The 17,075-nt window shown below is 50.8% G+C and carries 12 protein-coding genes and 5 tRNA genes; 4 read left to right on the plus strand and 13 right to left on the minus strand.

The window, feature by feature from the left end:
• Position 1 precedes the first annotated feature (1 nt).
• The 10 genes from OGY01_RS19515 to nagB all read right to left on the minus strand — a co-directional run bounded on the left by OGY01_RS19515 (position 2) and on the right by nagB (position 6,669).
• A tRNA-Met gene (locus OGY01_RS19515) sits at positions 2-78 on the minus strand.
• A gap of 21 nt (positions 79-99) precedes the next feature.
• A tRNA-Gln gene (locus OGY01_RS19520) sits at positions 100-174 on the minus strand.
• 37 nt (positions 175-211) lie between these two features.
• A tRNA-Gln gene (locus OGY01_RS19525) sits at positions 212-286 on the minus strand.
• Between the two features lie 23 nt (positions 287-309).
• Positions 310-394: transfer RNA gene (locus OGY01_RS19530), tRNA-Leu, on the minus strand.
• An 8-nt stretch (positions 395-402) separates the two neighbouring features.
• Positions 403-479, minus strand: a tRNA-Met gene (locus tag OGY01_RS19535).
• A gap of 223 nt (positions 480-702) precedes the next feature.
• Positions 703-2,367 carry an asparagine synthase B gene (asnB, locus tag OGY01_RS19540; RefSeq protein ID WP_045441057.1) on the minus strand — a complete coding sequence of 555 codons (1,665 nt, stop codon included), beginning with the start codon at positions 2,365-2,367 and terminating at the stop codon, positions 703-705.
• A gap of 253 nt (positions 2,368-2,620) precedes the next feature.
• Complete coding sequence (nagD, locus tag OGY01_RS19545) at positions 2,621-3,373, minus strand: ribonucleotide monophosphatase NagD (RefSeq protein ID WP_038638796.1); 753 nt, start codon at positions 3,371-3,373, stop codon at positions 2,621-2,623.
• 57 nt (positions 3,374-3,430) lie between these two features.
• Positions 3,431-4,651, minus strand: a complete 1,221-nt coding sequence (nagC, locus tag OGY01_RS19550; RefSeq protein WP_048221855.1) for a DNA-binding transcriptional regulator NagC — start codon at positions 4,649-4,651, stop codon at positions 3,431-3,433.
• An 8-nt stretch (positions 4,652-4,659) separates the two neighbouring features.
• A complete protein-coding gene (gene nagA, locus OGY01_RS19555) occupies positions 4,660-5,808 on the minus strand; it encodes an N-acetylglucosamine-6-phosphate deacetylase (protein ID WP_045441059.1) in 1,149 nt (382 codons plus the stop codon).
• Positions 5,809-5,868: 60 nt separating this feature from the next.
• Positions 5,869-6,669, minus strand: coding sequence for a glucosamine-6-phosphate deaminase (gene nagB, locus OGY01_RS19560; RefSeq protein ID WP_003022803.1), 801 nt, complete (start codon positions 6,667-6,669; stop codon positions 5,869-5,871).
• Between the two features lie 344 nt (positions 6,670-7,013).
• Between nagB and nagE the strand changes: the two genes are divergently transcribed.
• The 4 genes from nagE to OGY01_RS19580 all read left to right on the plus strand — a co-directional run bounded on the left by nagE (position 7,014) and on the right by OGY01_RS19580 (position 13,068).
• Complete coding sequence (gene nagE, locus OGY01_RS19565; RefSeq protein ID WP_045441060.1) at positions 7,014-8,963, plus strand: PTS N-acetyl glucosamine transporter subunit IIABC; 1,950 nt, start codon at positions 7,014-7,016, stop codon at positions 8,961-8,963.
• Positions 8,964-9,175: 212 nt separating this feature from the next.
• Entirely contained in the window at positions 9,176-10,843 is a 1,668-nt protein-coding gene (glnS, locus tag OGY01_RS19570) for a glutamine--tRNA ligase (RefSeq protein WP_045441061.1), read from the plus strand.
• A 436-nt stretch (positions 10,844-11,279) separates the two neighbouring features.
• Positions 11,280-12,686, plus strand: a complete 1,407-nt coding sequence (gene chiP / locus OGY01_RS19575; RefSeq protein ID WP_045441062.1) for a chitoporin ChiP — start codon at positions 11,280-11,282, stop codon at positions 12,684-12,686.
• A gap of 49 nt (positions 12,687-12,735) precedes the next feature.
• Positions 12,736-13,068, plus strand: coding sequence for a ChiQ/YbfN family lipoprotein (locus OGY01_RS19580; RefSeq protein ID WP_045441063.1), 333 nt, complete (start codon positions 12,736-12,738; stop codon positions 13,066-13,068).
• 51 nt (positions 13,069-13,119) lie between these two features.
• Here the strand turns inward: OGY01_RS19580 and OGY01_RS19585 are convergent, their stop codons facing one another.
• From OGY01_RS19585 to tcuA, 3 genes are read right to left on the minus strand one after another with little or no spacing between them, the layout of a single operon-like run.
• Positions 13,120-14,415, minus strand: coding sequence for an MFS transporter (locus tag OGY01_RS19585; protein WP_045441064.1), 1,296 nt, complete (start codon positions 14,413-14,415; stop codon positions 13,120-13,122).
• A 55-nt stretch (positions 14,416-14,470) separates the two neighbouring features.
• Positions 14,471-15,610: a tricarballylate utilization 4Fe-4S protein TcuB gene (gene tcuB / locus OGY01_RS19590; RefSeq protein ID WP_286493548.1), complete on the minus strand. Its 1,140-nt coding sequence runs from the start codon at positions 15,608-15,610 to the stop codon at positions 14,471-14,473.
• Positions 15,597-17,000 (minus strand): FAD-dependent tricarballylate dehydrogenase TcuA, encoded by a 1,404-nt coding sequence (gene tcuA, locus OGY01_RS19595; RefSeq protein WP_286493549.1) that lies wholly within the window; start codon positions 16,998-17,000, stop codon positions 15,597-15,599. The genes tcuB and tcuA overlap by 14 nt, the downstream gene beginning before the upstream one ends.
• Positions 17,001-17,075: the final 75 nt, after the last annotated feature.

Raw genomic sequence — 17,075 nt, forward strand, 5'->3', positions numbered from 1 at the left:
ATGGTGGCTACGACGGGATTCGAACCTGTGACCCCATCATTATGAGTGATGTGCTCTAACCAGCTGAGCTACGTAGCCATATATTATCATATTCTTCGATGGCTGGGGTACCTGGATTCGAACCAGGGAATGCCGGTATCAAAAACCGGTGCCTTACCGCTTGGCGATACCCCAATGACCGTCGCGGTGAACCGCTATATCGAAGAAAAAATGGCTGGGGTACCTGGATTCGAACCAGGGAATGCCGGTATCAAAAACCGGTGCCTTACCGCTTGGCGATACCCCATCCGTGCAACGCTTACGGGTGAATGGTGCGGGAGGCGAGACTTGAACTCGCACACCTTGCGGCGCCAGAACCTAAATCTGGTGCGTCTACCAATTTCGCCACTCCCGCAAAAAAGATGGTGGCTACGACGGGATTCGAACCTGTGACCCCATCATTATGAGTGATGTGCTCTAACCAGCTGAGCTACGTAGCCATCTTTTTTTCGCGTTACCTTATCGGCGTTGCGGGGCGCATTATGCGTATTGAGCTTTGAAGCGTCAACCCCTTTTTCATGGAAAATAGCTGGAATGTGACTGTTTGGTTAGGTTGCGAACAGCATGACGCAATATTCGGCAATTATTAGTTATTAATTGTTTTTCCGCACGTTAAATCGACATAAAAAAAGAGCCCCGTAGGGCTCTTTTCTGATGATTTGCTTACTTATAAGCTGACTGATGCACACCAACTGCACGGCCTGATGGATCGTTCATGGTTTTGAACGCTTCATCCCATTCAATTGCTTTTGCTGAAGAACAGGCGACAGACGGGCCGCCAGGCACGCATTCAGCAGCGCTTGCTACCGGGAACAGTTCTTCGAAAATCTCACGGTACAAGTACGCCTCTTTCGATGATGGCGTGTTATACGGGAAGCGGAAGCTGGCGGTTTCCAGTTGCTGGTCGGAAACTTGCTCTGCTGCCACTTCTTTCAGCGTGTCAATCCAGCTGTAACCGACGCCGTCAGAGAACTGCTCTTTCTGACGCCACGCCACGCTGGCTGGCAGGTAAGATTCAAAGCATTCGCGCAGGACATGTTTTTCCATTTTCCCGTTGCCACACATTTTATCCTGCGGGTTGATGCGCATCGCCACATCGAGGAATTTTTTATCCAGGAAGGGAACGCGGGCTTCGACACCCCAGGCAGACATCGCTTTGTTGGCACGAGCACAGTCAAACATATGCAGCGCTTGTAGTTTACGCACGGTTTCTTCATGCAGCTCTTTCGCGTCTGGCGCTTTATGGAAGTAGAGATAGCCGCCAAAGACTTCGTCTGAACCTTCACCCGACAGCACCATTTTAATGCCCATCGCTTTAATTTTACGAGACATCAGGTACATCGGCGTTGAGGCGCGAATTGTTGTTACATCGTAGGTTTCGATGTGATAGATGACGTCGCGGATCGCATCCAAACCTTCCTGCACGGTGAAGTGGATCTCGTGATGCACGGTGCCTAAGTGGTTCGCCACTTCTTGCGCGGCTTTCAAGTCTGGTGCGCCTTCCAGACCCACAGCGAAGGAGTGCAACTGAGGCCACCAGGCTTCGCTGCGTTCCTGATCTTCAACACGACGCGCCGCGTATTTTTTGGTGATGGCAGAAATAACGGAGGAGTCCAGTCCGCCGGACAGCAGTACACCGTAAGGGACATCTGACATCAGATGGCTTTTGACGGCGTCTTCCAGCGCCTGACGCAGTTCGTTTTTATCCGTCACATTGTCTTTTACCGCATCGTATTCAAACCAGTCGCGCTGGTAGTATTGACGAATTTCGCCATCTTTGCTCCACAGATAGCTACCGGCCGGGAATTCTTTAATCGTGCGGCACACCGGAACCAGCGCTTTCATTTCTGAGGCAACATAGAAGTTACCGTGTTCGTCATAGCCCATATACAACGGGATGATCCCGAGATGATCGCGGCCAATCAGGTAGGCGTCTTGTTCGCTGTCGTACAGCGCAAAGGCAAACATACCCTGCAGGGAGTCGAGGAATTCTGGCCCTTTTTCCTGATACAGCGCGAGGATAACTTCACAGTCAGAACCGGTCTGGAACTGGTAGCGGTCGCCGTATTCAGCGCGTAACGCCTGGTGGTTATAGATTTCACCGTTCACCGCCAGAATATGTGTTTTTTTCATGTTGTACAGCGGCTGAGCACCTGCGTTGACGTCGACAATCGACAAACGCTCATGTGCCAGAATGGCGTTATCACTGGCGTAAATACCCGACCAGTCCGGGCCACGATGACGCATCAGACGGGACAATTCCAGGGCTTTTTTACGCAGCTCAACTGCGTCTGTTTTAATATCGAATACGCCAAAAATAGAACACATAACCTTCTCCGTTAACCTGTTGCGTGATGCTTTTTGTGTTTGCTTGATTAAGAAAATGCCGCAAAGGCGGTGGGGGCGCAAGAAGTTTGGCATGCTGAAAGTAAAAAACTCAATGATGATTATTGAATGGTGAAAAAAGATTACGTAATAAGCGTATTTATTGATGAATTATCAGTAAATCGGCAGTTTTATTGAATGGAGTGATTTTGTGTGCCGGATGGCGCGTTTACGCTGATCTCCGGCACAGAAGTGCTTAGATAACATCTATCTCGGCAACGGAAGGGTAGATCCAGCTTGGTCGGAACGGCATGCTGTCGATATCGTCAAGCGTGGATACGCCAGACAACACCAGGATGGTTTCAAGGCCAGCCTGGAAGCCTGCCAGAATATCTGTACGCAGGTTGTCACCGACAATAACGGTCTCTTCGGAGTGCGCCTGCATTTTGTTGAGTGCCGCGCGAATAATCCATGGGCTGGGTTTGCCGACATAAAATGGTTTACGCCCGGAGATCTTTTCGATACCGGCGCAGAGCGCACCACAGGCGGGATAAAAACCGCGGCCATGGGTATCCGGGTTGGTCGCGATAAAGCGCGCGCCATTGGCAACAAAATATGCCGCTTTATGCATCATGTCCCAGTTGTAGGAGCGCGTCTCGCCGACAATCACGAAGTCGGGGTTAACATCGGTAATGGTAAAGCCGGCTTTATACAGTTCGTGGATCAGCGCGCCTTCACCCACGACGTAGGCTTTTTTCCCTTCCTGGCGACGCAGAAAATCGGCAGTGGCCATGGCGGAAGTATAAAAGACGCTATCGGGGACATTCACACCCGCCGTGGCGAAGCGGTTCGCCAGATCCTGCCCGGTCTGAGAAGGGTAGTTAGTCAGCAGGACTAACGGCAAACCTTTTTCTAGGATGCCGGTCAGAAACTCTGCCGCACCCGGTACGGCAACATTGTCGTGCATCAGCACGCCGTCGATATCACAAATTACATTCTTGATGGTCATGAACTACCCAGGGAATTTGTCAGGAGTCTGATAGTAACCCAATATTCTATGAGAGCATTAATTTTCCAGCAAACGTTGCAGCAACGAACCGTTGAGCATAGCGCGTTTCACCAGCGCAAATGCGCCAATGGCTGAGCGGTGGTCCAGCGTGGAGCGAACCACGGGCAGATTGTGGCGAAACGCCTTCAACGCCTGGGTATTAATGCAGCTTTCTATTGCCGGAAGCAGCACTTTATCTGCCTCAGTAATCTCACCGGCAATGACGATTTTTTGCGGGTTAAACAGGTTAATGGCGATAGCGATGGTTTTACCCAGATGGCGACCAACGTGCTCAATGACTTCCGACGCCAGGTTATCGCCTTTATTCGCAGCCTTACAGATGGTTTTAATGTTGCAATCATCCAGCGTCAGTCGACTCGGATAGCCTTGCTTGAGTAAGTTTTGTACGCGATGCTCAATGGATGCGTTAGCTGCAATAGTTTCCAGACAGCCAAAATTCCCGCAGTGGCAGCGTTCACCCAGCGGCTCAACCTGAATATGACCAATTTCACCGACGTTGCCGTTGCGACCAATGAAAATTCGGCCATTTGAGATGATCCCAGCCCCGGTCCCGCGATGGACGCGCACCAGAATGGAGTCTTCGCAATCCTGACTTGCCCCAAAATAGTGCTCGGCAAGCGCCAGACTGCGAATGTCGTGGCCGACAAAGCAGGTTACCTGAAAACGTTTCTCCAGCGCTTCGACCAACCCCCAGTTTTCAACCTGAATATGCGGCATGTAGCGGATAACGCCGCTTTCGGGATCAACCAGCCCTGGCAGAATGACAGAGATAGCAATCAGTTCACGGATTTTCCGCTGGCAGCTATCAATAAAGGTGGAAATCGTATTGAGCAGCGCATACTCCAGCGTTTCCTGTGTGCGCTCGGGAAGAGGATAATGCTCTTCTGCGACCACTTTGCTGCTCATATCATAGAGTGTGAGCGTGGTGTCGTGGCGGCCCAGGCGTACGCCGATAGCGTGGAAATTGCGGGTTTCGGTGACGATAGAAATAGCGCGGCGGCCTCCAGTGGAGGCCTGCTGATCAACCTCTTTGATCAGCCCGCGTTCAATCAGTTGACGCGTAATTTTTGTTACGCTGGCGGGGGCAAGTTGGCTCTGCTCGGCAATCTGAATTCGCGAGATTGGCCCATGCTGGTCAATCAGGCGATAAACTGCCGCGCTGTTAAGCTGTTTTACGAGATCAACATTACCTATTTGAGCTTGTCCGCCTGGTGTCATTCTTTCTCTTACTCAGTAACGACCTCGTTGCCATTAACGATGGTCTTGATAATTTTAAAGTCGTGCGTGAACGCGGTCAGGTTGGCTACTTTGCCTGGCGCGATGCTGCCGAGTTGTTTGTCGACGCCGATTGCGCGAGCAGGGTAGAGAGTCGCCATGCGCAGGACTTCATCCAGTGCAATACCGCAATGTTCAACCAGATTACGTACGCCTTCGATCATGGTTAACGAAGAGCCGCTCAGCGTGCCGTTCTCATCCACACACAGTCCATTGCGGTAGTATATTGTTTTACCAGCGAAAATGAACTGTTCAATATTTGCACCTGCCGGGGCGGTTGCGTCGGTCACCAGGCACAGTTTGTCACCTTTCAGGCGCTTGGCGTTACGAATATTAACGTAGTCAACATGCAGACCGTCGGCGATGATACCGCAATAAATATCGGCCTCATCAAGTATTGCGCCTGCCAGACCTGGTTCGCGGCCAGTAATATAAGGCATCGCGTTGAACAGGTGCGTTGCAAAGGTGATACCCGCACGGAATCCAATTTTGGCTTCTTTTACCGTTGCGTTAGAGTGGCCTGCTGAAACGACAATACCTGCATTTACCAGCTTTGTTATCACTTCGGTTGGGACCATTTCTGGTGCCAGCGTCACTTTGGTGATGACGTCCGCATTATCGCACAGGAAATCGACCAGCGCAGCGTCAGGCTGACGGACAAAACCCGGATTATGGGTACCTTTTTTCACCAGGTTCAGCCACGGACCTTCAAGGTGAAGTCCTAATGCCTGGTTGGGGTGTTTCGCCAGGTATTCGCGCATTACGCGAACACCTTGTTTCATCAGGTCATCGCTGGTGGTAATTAGCGTGGGCAGGTAGTTAGTGCAGCCTGATTTTTCATTGGCTTTCTGCATGATTTCCAGCGTCTCAACGGTGACGGCTTCTGCCGTATCGTTAAACTGTACGCCGCCGCAGCCGTTTAACTGCACATCAATAAAACCGGGGGAAATAATGGCCCCATTCAGTGAGCGTTGTTCAATCCCGGACGGTAATTCCGTCAGTGGGCAGACGCTGGCTATCAGGCCATCAGCGACAACAATCGCATGGTCATCAAGAATTTCGTGACCGGTAAAAATCCGGCCCTGGGTTAAAGCATACATTCCGACCCCCGATTTCAAAAAATGCCGCCCTGCAACTTTTTCGGCAGGGCGGAGATACCATTACAGACCTTTAATATTTTCCGCTTCTAACTCGTTGAAGTATTTCAGCGTTTTCACTTTCAGTTCCATTGTTGAAGGCTCATCGCAGACAACGACGGCTTTCGGATGCAACTGCAGGCAACTGATGGTCCACATATGGTTGACGTTACCTTCAACGGCTGCTTGCAGCGCCTGTGCTTTTTGATGGCCCAGCACCAGGATCATCACTTCTTCAGCATCCAACAGGGTGCCAACACCTACGGTCAGCGCATATTTAGGCACCTGGCTTACGTCGCCATCAAAGAAGCGTGAGTTAGCTACGCGAGTGTCATGAGTCAGCGTTTTGATACGTGTGCGGGAAGCCAAAGAAGAGGCAGGTTCGTTGAACGCGATATGTCCGTCGTTGCCTACGCCACCCATAAACAGATGGATTTTACCGTAAGAACGGATTTTTTCTTCATACTGACGGCATTCTGCATCAATATCCGGCGCGTTACCATTGAGGAGGTTAATATTTTCTGCTGGAATATCAACATGATCAAAGAAGTTACGGTGCATGAAGCTGTGGTAGCTTTCCGGATGCTCTTTCGGCAAACCTACATATTCGTCCATGTTGAAAGTGACAACATGTTTGAAGCTCACCTGGCCCGCTTTGTGCATTTCGACTAATGCTTTATAGGCTGTCAGCGGTGTACCACCAGTTGGCAGGCCCAGAACAAACGGACGATCTGCCGTTGGTTTAAACGCGTTAATACGGTTAACGATATGGCGAGCAGCCCATTTGCCGACTTGTTCAGCGGTATTCAGGGGGATCAGTCTCATTCTTCACCTCAAAAGTAAATGTAAGCAATTGGCGGATTGAGTCGCTGTGCTGTATTAAGCGTAACCTGGTTTTGCATCGGTAAGGATCAATCCGTTTCGATTTTTTGAATGATAAAATAAGTTTTCGTAGTTAGCCAGTGAAAGGGAGGGTTTATAACGATATTTGGTGACTGAAATCACAAAAAACATGCTTTTAATTTGCGATACGAATTAATTTTTCACACACTCTGAATGTAGATGAATGGTTAATATCGTTGTTCCAGAAAATCTTGTTGTTGGTAATGGTCGCACAATAAAAATATGGCTTCAAAGGAGCCTAATCGGGGTCTCGTAGGGGGAATAAAATGAATATTTTAGGTTTTTTCCAGCGGCTGGGTAGGGCGTTACAGCTCCCCATCGCTGTGCTGCCTGTCGCGGCACTGTTGCTGCGATTTGGCCAACCAGATTTGCTTAACGTACCCTTCATCGCGCAAGCGGGTGGGGCCATCTTTGATAACCTCGCGTTAATATTTGCCATCGGTGTGGCATCCAGCTGGTCAAAAGACAGCGCAGGTGCTGCAGCGTTGGCAGGTGCGGTCGGTTATTTCATATTGACCAAAGCAATGGTTACCATCAACCCGGCGATCAACATGGGCGTGCTGGCAGGTATTATTACCGGTCTGGTCGGTGGTGCGGTGTATAACCGCTGGTCTGGTATCAAACTGCCTGACTTCCTGAGCTTCTTCGGCGGTAAACGCTTTGTGCCAATCGCCACCGGTTTCTTTTGCCTGGTGCTGGCTGCTATCTTCGGCTACGTGTGGCCGCCGGTGCAGAACGCTATCCATGCAGGTGGTGAGTGGATCGTGGGCGCTGGCGCGCTGGGTTCCGGTATCTTTGGTTTCATCAACCGTCTGCTGATCCCAACCGGTCTGCATCAGGTTCTGAACACCATTGCCTGGTTCCAGATTGGTGAATTCACCAATGCGGCAGGCGCAGTATTCCACGGTGACATCAACCGCTTCTATGCGGGCGACGGCACTGCGGGTATGTTCATGTCTGGCTTCTTCCCGATCATGATGTTTGGTCTGCCGGGTGCGGCGCTGGCGATGTACTTTGCAGCACCGAAAGCACGTCGTCCGATGGTTGGCGGTATGCTGCTGTCTGTGGCGATCACTGCGTTCCTGACCGGTGTTACCGAGCCGCTGGAATTCCTGTTCATGTTCCTGGCACCATTGCTGTACCTCCTGCACGCACTGTTAACGGGTATCAGCCTGTTCGTTGCAACGCTGCTGGGGATCCACGCGGGCTTCTCCTTCTCCGCAGGTGCTATCGACTACGTGTTGATGTACAACTTGCCGGCAGCAAGCCAGAACGTCTGGATGCTGGTAGCGATGGGGCTGGTGTTCTTCGTCATCTACTTTGTGTTGTTCAGCGCGGTTATTCGCATGTTTAACCTGAAAACGCCGGGCCGCGAAGATAAAGAAGACGAAATTGTTACTGACGAAGCAAACAGCAATACCGAAGAAGGTTTAGCGCAACTGGCCACCAACTACATTGCTGCGGTTGGCGGTACGGATAACCTGAAAGCGATTGACGCCTGTATCACTCGTCTGCGTCTGACCGTTGTCGACTCTGGTCGCGTCAACGATGCAATGTGTAAACGTTTAGGCGCATCCGGTGTGGTGAAACTGAACAAGCAAACTATCCAGGTCATCGTGGGTGCGAAAGCAGAATCCATCGGCGACGAGATGAAGAAAGTTGTGGCCCGTGGTCCGGTTGCAGCAGCGTCTGGTGAAAGTGCACCAGCAGCAGCGGCTCCGGTTGTCAAACCGCAGGCGGTCGCGAATGCGGTAACTGTCGAAGCACTGGTTTCTCCGATTACCGGTGATGTGGTTGCTCTGGAGCAAGTTCCTGATGAAGCTTTCGCCAGCAAAGCGGTAGGTGACGGCGTGGCAGTGAAACCGACGGATAAAATCGTTGTTTCCCCGGCAGCAGGCACCATCGTGAAGATCTTTAACACCAACCATGCGTTCTGTCTGGAAACAGAAAAAGGCGCGGAAATCGTTGTCCATATGGGTATCGATACCGTCGCGCTGGAAGGCAAGGGCTTTAAACGTCTGGTTGAAGAAGGTGCGGAAGTTACTGCAGGTCAACCTATTCTGGAAATGGATCTGGAGTATCTGAACGCCAATGCACGTTCAATGATTAGCCCGGTTGTTTGCAGCAACAGCGATGATTTCGGTGGTCTGGTGATCAAGGCCGAAGGTCATGTGGTTGCAGGTCAAACGCCACTGTACGAAATTAAAAGTAAATAATCGCTGTAGCCGGATAAGGCGCAAAGCGCCGCGATCCGACAACTAACACGCGATATTTAAGCGGCGGGGGATTATCCTCCGCCGCTTTTTTTGCAGCAATTGCCCCCATAATGCCTGTCTGATACGTATTTTGCGTAACTAAGGGTTGTCAGTCTGTCCGGGTTATAAGATCATACGCCGTTATACGTTGTTTACGCTTTGAGGAATCCACGATGAGTGAGGCTGAAGCCCGCCCGAGTAACTTTATTCGTCAGATCATCGATGAAGATCTGGCCAGTGGTAAGCACACCACTATCCATACCCGTTTTCCGCCGGAGCCAAATGGCTATCTGCACATTGGCCACGCGAAATCCATCTGTCTGAACTTTGGTATTGCGCAAGACTACCAGGGCCAGTGCAACCTGCGTTTTGATGATACGAACCCGGTTAAAGAAGACATCGAGTACGTTGAATCGATTAAAAATGACGTTGAATGGTTAGGTTTTCACTGGACTGGCGATATTCGCTACTCTTCGGATTACTTCGATCAACTGCACGCTTATGCGGTAGAGCTTATCAACAAAGGTTTGGCGTACGTCGACGAACTGTCTGCTGACGAAATCCGTGAATACCGCGGTACGCTGACCCAGCCGGGCAAAAACAGTCCGTTCCGCGATCGTAGCGTCGAAGAGAACCTTGAACTGTTCGAAAAAATGCGTACCGGTGGCTTTGAAGAAGGTAAAGCCTGCCTGCGTGCGAAAATCGACATGGCCTCACCGTTTATCGTTATGCGCGATCCGGTGCTGTACCGCATTAAGTTTGCCGAGCATCATCAGACCGGTAACAAGTGGTGCATCTATCCGATGTACGACTTTACCCACTGCATCAGCGATGCGCTGGAAGGTATCACGCATTCACTGTGTACGCTGGAATTCCAGGACAACCGTCGTCTGTATGACTGGGTGCTGGATAACATCACTATTCCGGTTCATCCGCGCCAGTACGAATTCTCGCGCCTGAATCTGGAATACACCGTGATGTCCAAGCGTAAGCTGAACCTGCTGGTTACCGACAAGCATGTTGAAGGCTGGGACGATCCGCGTATGCCGACTATCTCTGGTTTGCGTCGTCGTGGTTACACGGCCGCTGCTATCCGTGAGTTCTGCAAACGCATCGGCGTGACCAAGCAGGACAACACCATTGAGATAGCCTCTCTGGAATCCTGTATTCGTGAAGATCTGAACGAAAACGCTCCGCGCGCGATGGCAGTTATTGATCCAGTGAAACTGGTTATCGAAAACTATCCGCAGGGTGAAAGCGAACTGGTTACCATGCCGAACCATCCGAATAAACCGGAAATGGGCAGCCGTGAAGTGCCGTTCAGCGGTGAAATCTGGATCGATCGTGCTGACTTCCGCGAAGAAGCTAACAAGCAGTACAAGCGTCTGGTAATGGGCAAAGAAGTCCGTCTGCGTAATGCTTATGTTGTTAAAGCCGAGCGTGTAGAGAAAGATGCAGAAGGTAATATCACCACTATTTTCTGCACCTATGATGCTGATACGCTGAGCAAAGATCCGGCTGATGGGCGTAAAGTAAAAGGCGTTATTCATTGGGTTAGCGCTGCACATGCGCTGCCGATTGAAATCCGCCTGTATGACCGTTTGTTTAGCGTACCAAACCCAGGCGCCGCGGACGACTTCCTGTCCGTCATTAATCCTGAGTCACTGGTTATCAAACAGGGTTACGGCGAGCCGTCGCTGAAGTCCGCAGTTGCGAGCAAAGCGTTCCAGTTTGAACGTGAAGGTTACTTCTGCCTCGACAGCCGCTACGCAACAGCGGACAAGCTGGTATTTAACCGTACCGTTGGTCTGCGTGATACGTGGGCGAAAGCGGGCGAATAAACCGCAGCAATACATCCTTTCAAACGCCGCATTCTGCGGCGTTTTTTTTGCCAGAAAACACGTAACAACTCTGTTTGCGGAGCAAAATAATTATTATTCAGGAATGAATTTTTCCATTTCTTATTTTTGAATCAAAACCTTGAGTGAAGAGCTTCTCTGGGCTGAAACCGATTTCATCTTCATGGAAAACAAGCATTTTTTCATTTTTTCAACGCTTTTTTATTTCTCGATGAAAATGTAACAGAAAGCAATGAAATATGTGCGGTTGCTCATGTTCTTACATAATGGTTACAAAAAGAGATTGATAATTCGCGTCGCGAAAAATAGTCTATCCATTGTAGTCAATGAGGTTTTCTCAGCGCTACTTTTTTAATTTTTGTTTTTTCGCTGTTCGCTTTTAGTCGGCAGCATTTTATACGTCAAAGAGGATTAACATATGCGTACGTTTAGTGGCAAACGTAGTACGCTGGCGCTGGCTATCGCCGGTATTACAGCAATGTCGGGTTTGGTTGTCGTTCCCCAGGCGCAAGCCGAAGGTTTTTTTGATGATTCAACACTGACTGGCGGCATCTATTACTGGCAGCGTGAGCGTGACCGTAAAGATGTTACCGATGACGACAAATACAAAACCAACCTTTCTCACGCCACCTGGAACGCTAACCTCGATTTCCAGTCCGGTTATGTGGCCGATATGTTCGGCCTTGATGTGGCTGCTTTTACCGCAATTGAAATGGCGGAAAATGGCGACAGCGGGCATCCAAACGAAATTGCATTCTCGAAAAAAAATAAAGGCTATGACGAAGATTATTCCGGCGATAAGAGCGGAATAAGTCTGTATAAAGCGGCGGCGAAATTTAAGTTTGGCCCGACCTGGGCGCGCGCCGGTTATATTCAACCTACCGGGCAGACTCTGCTGGCTCCGCACTGGAGCTTTATGCCAGGGACCTATCAGGGTGCTGAAGCTGGTGCCAACTTTGACTACGGCGATGCTGGCGCGTTGAGCTTCTCCTATATGTGGGCAAACGAGTATAAAGCTCCGTGGCACACCGAAGTCGATAAATTCTATCAGGCCGATAAAAAGACTAAAGTTGATTACCTCCATTCCATCGGCGCTAAATATGATTTCAAAAATAACCTGTTGCTTGAAGCGGCATTTGGTCAGTCCGAAGGCTATGTTGATCAATACTTCGCGAAAGCCAGTTACAAATTTGATTTAGGCGGCAATCCGTTTACTACCAGCTATCAGTTCTATGGTGCGCGTGACAAGGTTGATGACCGCACCGCTAGCAACATTTATGACGGTACAGCCTGGCTGCAGGCGCTGACCTTCGGCTACAAAGTGGCGGAAGTGGTTGATCTGCGACTGGAAGGAACCTGGGTTAAAGCAGACGGGCAGCAAGGTTACTTCCTGCAGCGTATGACCCCGACGTATGCGTCTTCAAACGGTCGTCTGGATATCTGGTGGGATAACCGTTCTGACTTCAACGCCAACGGTGAAAAGGCCGTCTTCTTCGGTGCGATGTACGACCTGAAGAACTGGAACCTGCCTGGCTGGGCTGTGGGTGCATCATACGTTTACGCATGGGATGCCAAGCCATCTACCTGGCAGATCAACCCGGATGCGTACTACGACAAAAATCGTACTATCGAAGAATCATCTTACAGCCTGGATGCGGTCTACACCCTGCAGGACGGTCGTGCGAAGGGCACTATGTTTAAACTGCACTTCACCGAGTACGACAACCATTCAAACATTCCGAGCTGGGGTGGTGGTTACGGCAACATCTTCCAGGATGAGCGTGACGTGAAGTTCATCGTTATTGCTCCGTTCACCATCTTCTAATGCCAACAGCGGCGGGCCTGGTGCCTGCCGCATTGTTGAGGAGTGTGCTATGAAAAAATTGATACTCATCACCGTTATGGCATCGGGGCTGGTGGCCTGTGCACAATCACCGGCACCGAAAGAAGATAGCCGTCTTAAAGAAGCCTACAGCGCATGCATTAATACCGCGCAGGGCTCACCGGAGAAAATAGAGGCCTGCCAAAGCGTGTTAAACGTGCTGAAGAAAGAAAAGCAGCACCAGCAGTTTGCCAATGAAGAAAGTGTTCGCGTGCTGGATTACCAGCAGTGTATTCAGGCTACGCGCACGGGCAACGATCAGGCTGTCTCTGCCGATTGTGACAAGGTCTGGCAGGAAATTCGCAGCAAGAACTCGGCAAAATAAAACGCGGTTCGAACAAAACGGGCGGAGATATTTCTCCGCCCGTCTGCATTCTCAGAGTTTATTGTCTGCCGGTTGATAATTTCGACTTAAACGGACAAACAGCATTGCCGTGGCGGAGAGCCCACAAAGTGCTGCACACATCAGCCACCATCCAGGTGAACTTTTATCTCCTGTTAACTGAACCAACGCTGTTGATATTACTGGCGTCAGACCGCCAAAAATAGCAGTGGCAAGACTGAAAGCCAGTGAAAAACCCACTGTACGTACATAAACAGGCATCACCTCAGTGAGCGCTGCAACCATTGCCCCGTTGTACATGCCAAAAAAGAACGAGAACCAAAGCAGTACCAACGTCATACGGGTGAAATCTGGCGCGGCAGTCAGCCAGTGCATTACAGGCCAGGTGGTGATCAATGCGAGCACGGTAATACCCATCAGCACCGGACGACGGCCAATTCGGTCTGAAATTGCACCTCCAATTGGCAGCCAGATAAAGTTAGAAATACCGACCAGCATGGTGACAATAAGGCTGTCGCGGGCGCTGAGGTGTAGCACGGCTCTGCCGTAGGTCGGGGTATAAACGGTGATAAAGTAAAATGTGGTAGTGGTCATTGCCACCAGCAGCGTACCCGCTGTGATGAGACGCCAGTTTTTGATGATAGTGGTGAAAATTTCCCTGGTGTCGGGACGGTGCGTGCGTTGTAAAAATGCGTCAGTCTCCTGAAGCGAGCGGCGGAGAACGAAAATCAAAGGAATAATCATGCAACCAATAAAAAATGGAATGCGCCATCCCCATTCAGAGATCTCATCGTGCGCCAGCGTGGCGTTCAGACCGTAACCAATCAGAGCCGCCACCACAATGGCAACCTGTTGACTGGCAGACTGCCAACTGGTGTAGAAGCCTTTATTCCCCGGTGTGGCAATTTCAGAAAGATAAACAGAGACGCCTCCTAACTCCACACCAGCAGAGAATCCCTGTAATAATCGTCCCAGTAATACCAGCGCAGGGGCCAACAGACCGATACTTTGATAGCCGGGAACCAGGGCAATTAGCAGGGTACCGCAACCCATAATCGCGAGCGTCACCATCAGCCCTTTACGGCGACCAATTCTGTCTATGTAAGCTCCCAGTACAATTGCACCAACAGGTCGCATTAAGAAGCCCGAACCGAAAACGGCAAAGGTCAACATCAGGCCAGCAAATTCACTCTCTGCGGGAAAGAACGTTTTTGCAATATAGGTGGCGTAAAAACCGAACAGAAAAAAGTCGAACTGTTCGAGGAAATTACCGCTGGTTACCCGCAGTATTGCGCCGAAAGTACCAGCGCGCGATGGTTGTTGTGTCATTGGGTTTGCTCTCCATTGTCTTTATCTTGTTTTTATAGAGGTAAGAGTGTGTGGGTTAGTCGCCTGCGACTCCCGCCTGTTTTCCGCGCTGTCTTTCTATTGCCCACTTGAGTAAGGAAGCGCAGCGGTAAAATCCGTGGGCAAATTTTCCGTAAGGAATGGTCAGAAAGAGTGCCATGACCACGCCGAGATGAATGGCCAGCAGAATAGCCATCCAGGAGGTGTCTCTACCTGCCAGCAACGCTAAACCAGTCAGGCTGGTCAGTAGCAGCAGCAAAATAAAACCGCGATCCATTGGTTTTTGCCGCGCGTCACCATGTAGCGGTGAGCGCTTAAGATTCAGCCATAACAAGCCAGCAGGGCCTACAACTAAACCAATACCGCCCAAGGTGCCAAGGATCACTGGAAGACTAAAGAACGGGTAGGGTGCTTCTATACCTGCGAAGTAGTGATAGCCCGTCGCTACGATGGTGGCGGCAAAGCAGAGCATAAAACCGTAGAAGGTGAAGTGATGGAAACGGCGACGCATCAGAGTGAAGGCATCATCCGCTTCGTTACAACCTTTGCCGTGCCCACCGTCGAGATATTTCAACGTCAGCGCATTGTGTGAGGCTTCAGCAATTTCCGCGGAACGCGGCATACCCGGGGAGATCTCTCGCCAGAAGCGGATCACGCCTGCCATAAGCAAACCTATTGCCAGGATAAAAACAGAGCCAAACATCCATGCCAGCAGGTTATGCGGAAAAATTTGATAGAAATCCCCGGCCAGTGGAGGATGGAATAATGAACCCTTTAAACCCATGGCGAGGAGCAGAAACACGATAAGGCCGAAAACCAGCGACAGCGTCGTGGTTACGCCTGCCCGATGATAAAGCGCGCCAAAGGCCGCGGGTTGGGCGTAGTGCTGATAGGTTTCCAGCCGTACTTCCGCCATCGCTTTCGGTACATTGAGAGCAAATTCATGGGGCGGAGCATATTGGCAGGAGTGCAGACAAGCACCACAGTTATGGCACAAGTTTGCCAGATAGTTTATATCCGCTTTACCAAATTCCAGGCGCTGAGTCATCGCCGGAAAAACTGCGCAAAAACCTTCGCAATAGCGGCAGGCATTACAGACCTGCATCACACGTTCAACCTCTGCTTCCGGCTCGGTGAGAATTTGCGCTTCAATGATCAATTTCTCAAGCTGCTTCATGATGAGCCTCCTTTTGTGCAGCCAGGGCGGCCTCTTTTCCGGCAATACAGCCAAAAGTTGTGCCGATAGACATTCCTACACCAGCGGTATAGCCTTTACCCAGCACGTTGCCCGCCATCATCTCTCCGGCAACGAACAGGTTGCGGCTTGGCTGTCCGGCAAAGTGTACTGCGGCATGTTCGTCCACTTTCAGCCCCAGATAGGTGAAGGTGATCCCCGGGCGTAAGGCATAGCCATAGTAAGGTGGCGTATCTAATGGTCGTGCCCAGTGTGTTTTCGCCGGTGTCAGACCTTGTGTTGCGCAGTTATCCAGCGTGGTGTGATCGAATTGCCCAGGCAGGCAGGCGCTGTTGTACTGCATGATGGTGTGGGTAAAGCGTTCGACATCCAGTCCCAACTGGCGAGCAAGCTCTGTCAGCGTATTGGCCTGTGCGCCAGGAAAGACCGGAGGCATGAAGTGGCCGATCGCTTTACTGTCGATAATGGAGTAGCCAATTTGTCCGGGCTGATGGGCAACCAGCCGTCCCCAGATAGCGTAACGTTTTGGCCAGAAATCTTCGCCTTCATCATAAAAACGTTCAGCATCACGATTTACCACTATGCCCAGCGAGACACAGTCCACACGGGTGCAAATTCCGCCATCGTATAATGGTGCTCTGGCGTCAATCGCCACGCAGTGTGACTGGGAGGGATCGCCGACAATGTCCGCCCCGGCATCGATCATAAATTTAAGCAGTACGCCCTGGTTAAAGCGTGTGCCGCGAATAAGAAAGTTATCCGCAGGCCACTCGCCGCGGGCATTCTTGCCCCACGCCTCCCGCAGCCATTCGCGGTTAGATTCAAACCCCCCGGCGGCAAGCACGCAGGACTTAGCCACAATGCGCTCTTTGCCTGCCAGTGCCGCTACGAACTCGCCATTATGCAGTTCTAGCGCCTGGATCGGTGTGTTATAGCGAATTTGCACGCCCAGCTTTTCTGCGCTGCGATAATAGGCATTCACGAGAGCTTTTCCGCCGCCCATAAAGAAGGCGTTAGTGCGCGCCACATGCAAAGCACCGGAAAGAGGGGGTTGAAAATTAACGCCGTGCTGGCGCATCCAGTCGCGACATTGCGAAGAGGTACGTATCACCAACCGCGCCAGTGCTTCGTTGGTATTTCCTTCAGTTACACGCCAGAGATCCTGCCAGAACTCCTCTTCTGGATAGCTCTCCACCAGGACATCCTGTGGGGCATCATGCATACAGCGTAAATTACGCGTGTGTTGGGAATTCCCTCCGCGCCATTCTCGGGGGGCTGCTTCGAGCAGTAATACAGAAGCCCCTTGCTCCCGGGCGGTTAAGGCGGCACATAATGCGGCATTGCCGCCGCCAATCACCAGAACATCAACCATCGTATACTCCATTACCATTTAACTAATTGTTAAATTTGTAATTAAAATGTATACGTGTAAGTTGTGTGGGCGCTA

The sequence above is a fragment of the Citrobacter sp. Cm038 genome (assembly GCF_030333105.1).
GTDB lineage: Bacteria > Pseudomonadota > Gammaproteobacteria > Enterobacterales > Enterobacteriaceae > Citrobacter > Citrobacter murliniae.

Excerpts from the sequence above, each read along its gene's own strand:
- asnB (WP_045441057.1), bottom strand. The coding sequence starts at position 2,367 with ATGTGTTCTATTTTTGGCGTATTCGATATTAAAACAGACGCAGTTGAG.
- nagD (WP_038638796.1), bottom strand. The coding sequence starts at position 3,373 with ATGACCATCAAGAATGTAATTTGTGATATCGACGGCGTGCTGATGCAC.
- nagC (WP_048221855.1), bottom strand. The coding sequence starts at position 4,651 with ATGACACCAGGCGGACAAGCTCAAATAGGTAATGTTGATCTCGTAAAA.
- nagA (WP_045441059.1), bottom strand. The coding sequence starts at position 5,808 with ATGTATGCTTTAACCCAGGGCCGGATTTTTACCGGTCACGAAATTCTT.
- nagB (WP_003022803.1), bottom strand. The coding sequence starts at position 6,669 with ATGAGACTGATCCCCCTGAATACCGCTGAACAAGTCGGCAAATGGGCT.
- nagE (WP_045441060.1), top strand. The coding sequence starts at position 7,014 with ATGAATATTTTAGGTTTTTTCCAGCGGCTGGGTAGGGCGTTACAGCTC.
- glnS (WP_045441061.1), top strand. The coding sequence starts at position 9,176 with ATGAGTGAGGCTGAAGCCCGCCCGAGTAACTTTATTCGTCAGATCATC.
- chiP (WP_045441062.1), top strand. The coding sequence starts at position 11,280 with ATGCGTACGTTTAGTGGCAAACGTAGTACGCTGGCGCTGGCTATCGCC.
- OGY01_RS19580 (WP_045441063.1), top strand. The coding sequence starts at position 12,736 with ATGAAAAAATTGATACTCATCACCGTTATGGCATCGGGGCTGGTGGCC.
- OGY01_RS19585 (WP_045441064.1), bottom strand. The coding sequence starts at position 14,415 with ATGACACAACAACCATCGCGCGCTGGTACTTTCGGCGCAATACTGCGG.
- tcuB (WP_286493548.1), bottom strand. The coding sequence starts at position 15,610 with ATGAAGCAGCTTGAGAAATTGATCATTGAAGCGCAAATTCTCACCGAG.
- tcuA (WP_286493549.1), bottom strand. The coding sequence starts at position 17,000 with ATGGTTGATGTTCTGGTGATTGGCGGCGGCAATGCCGCATTATGTGCC.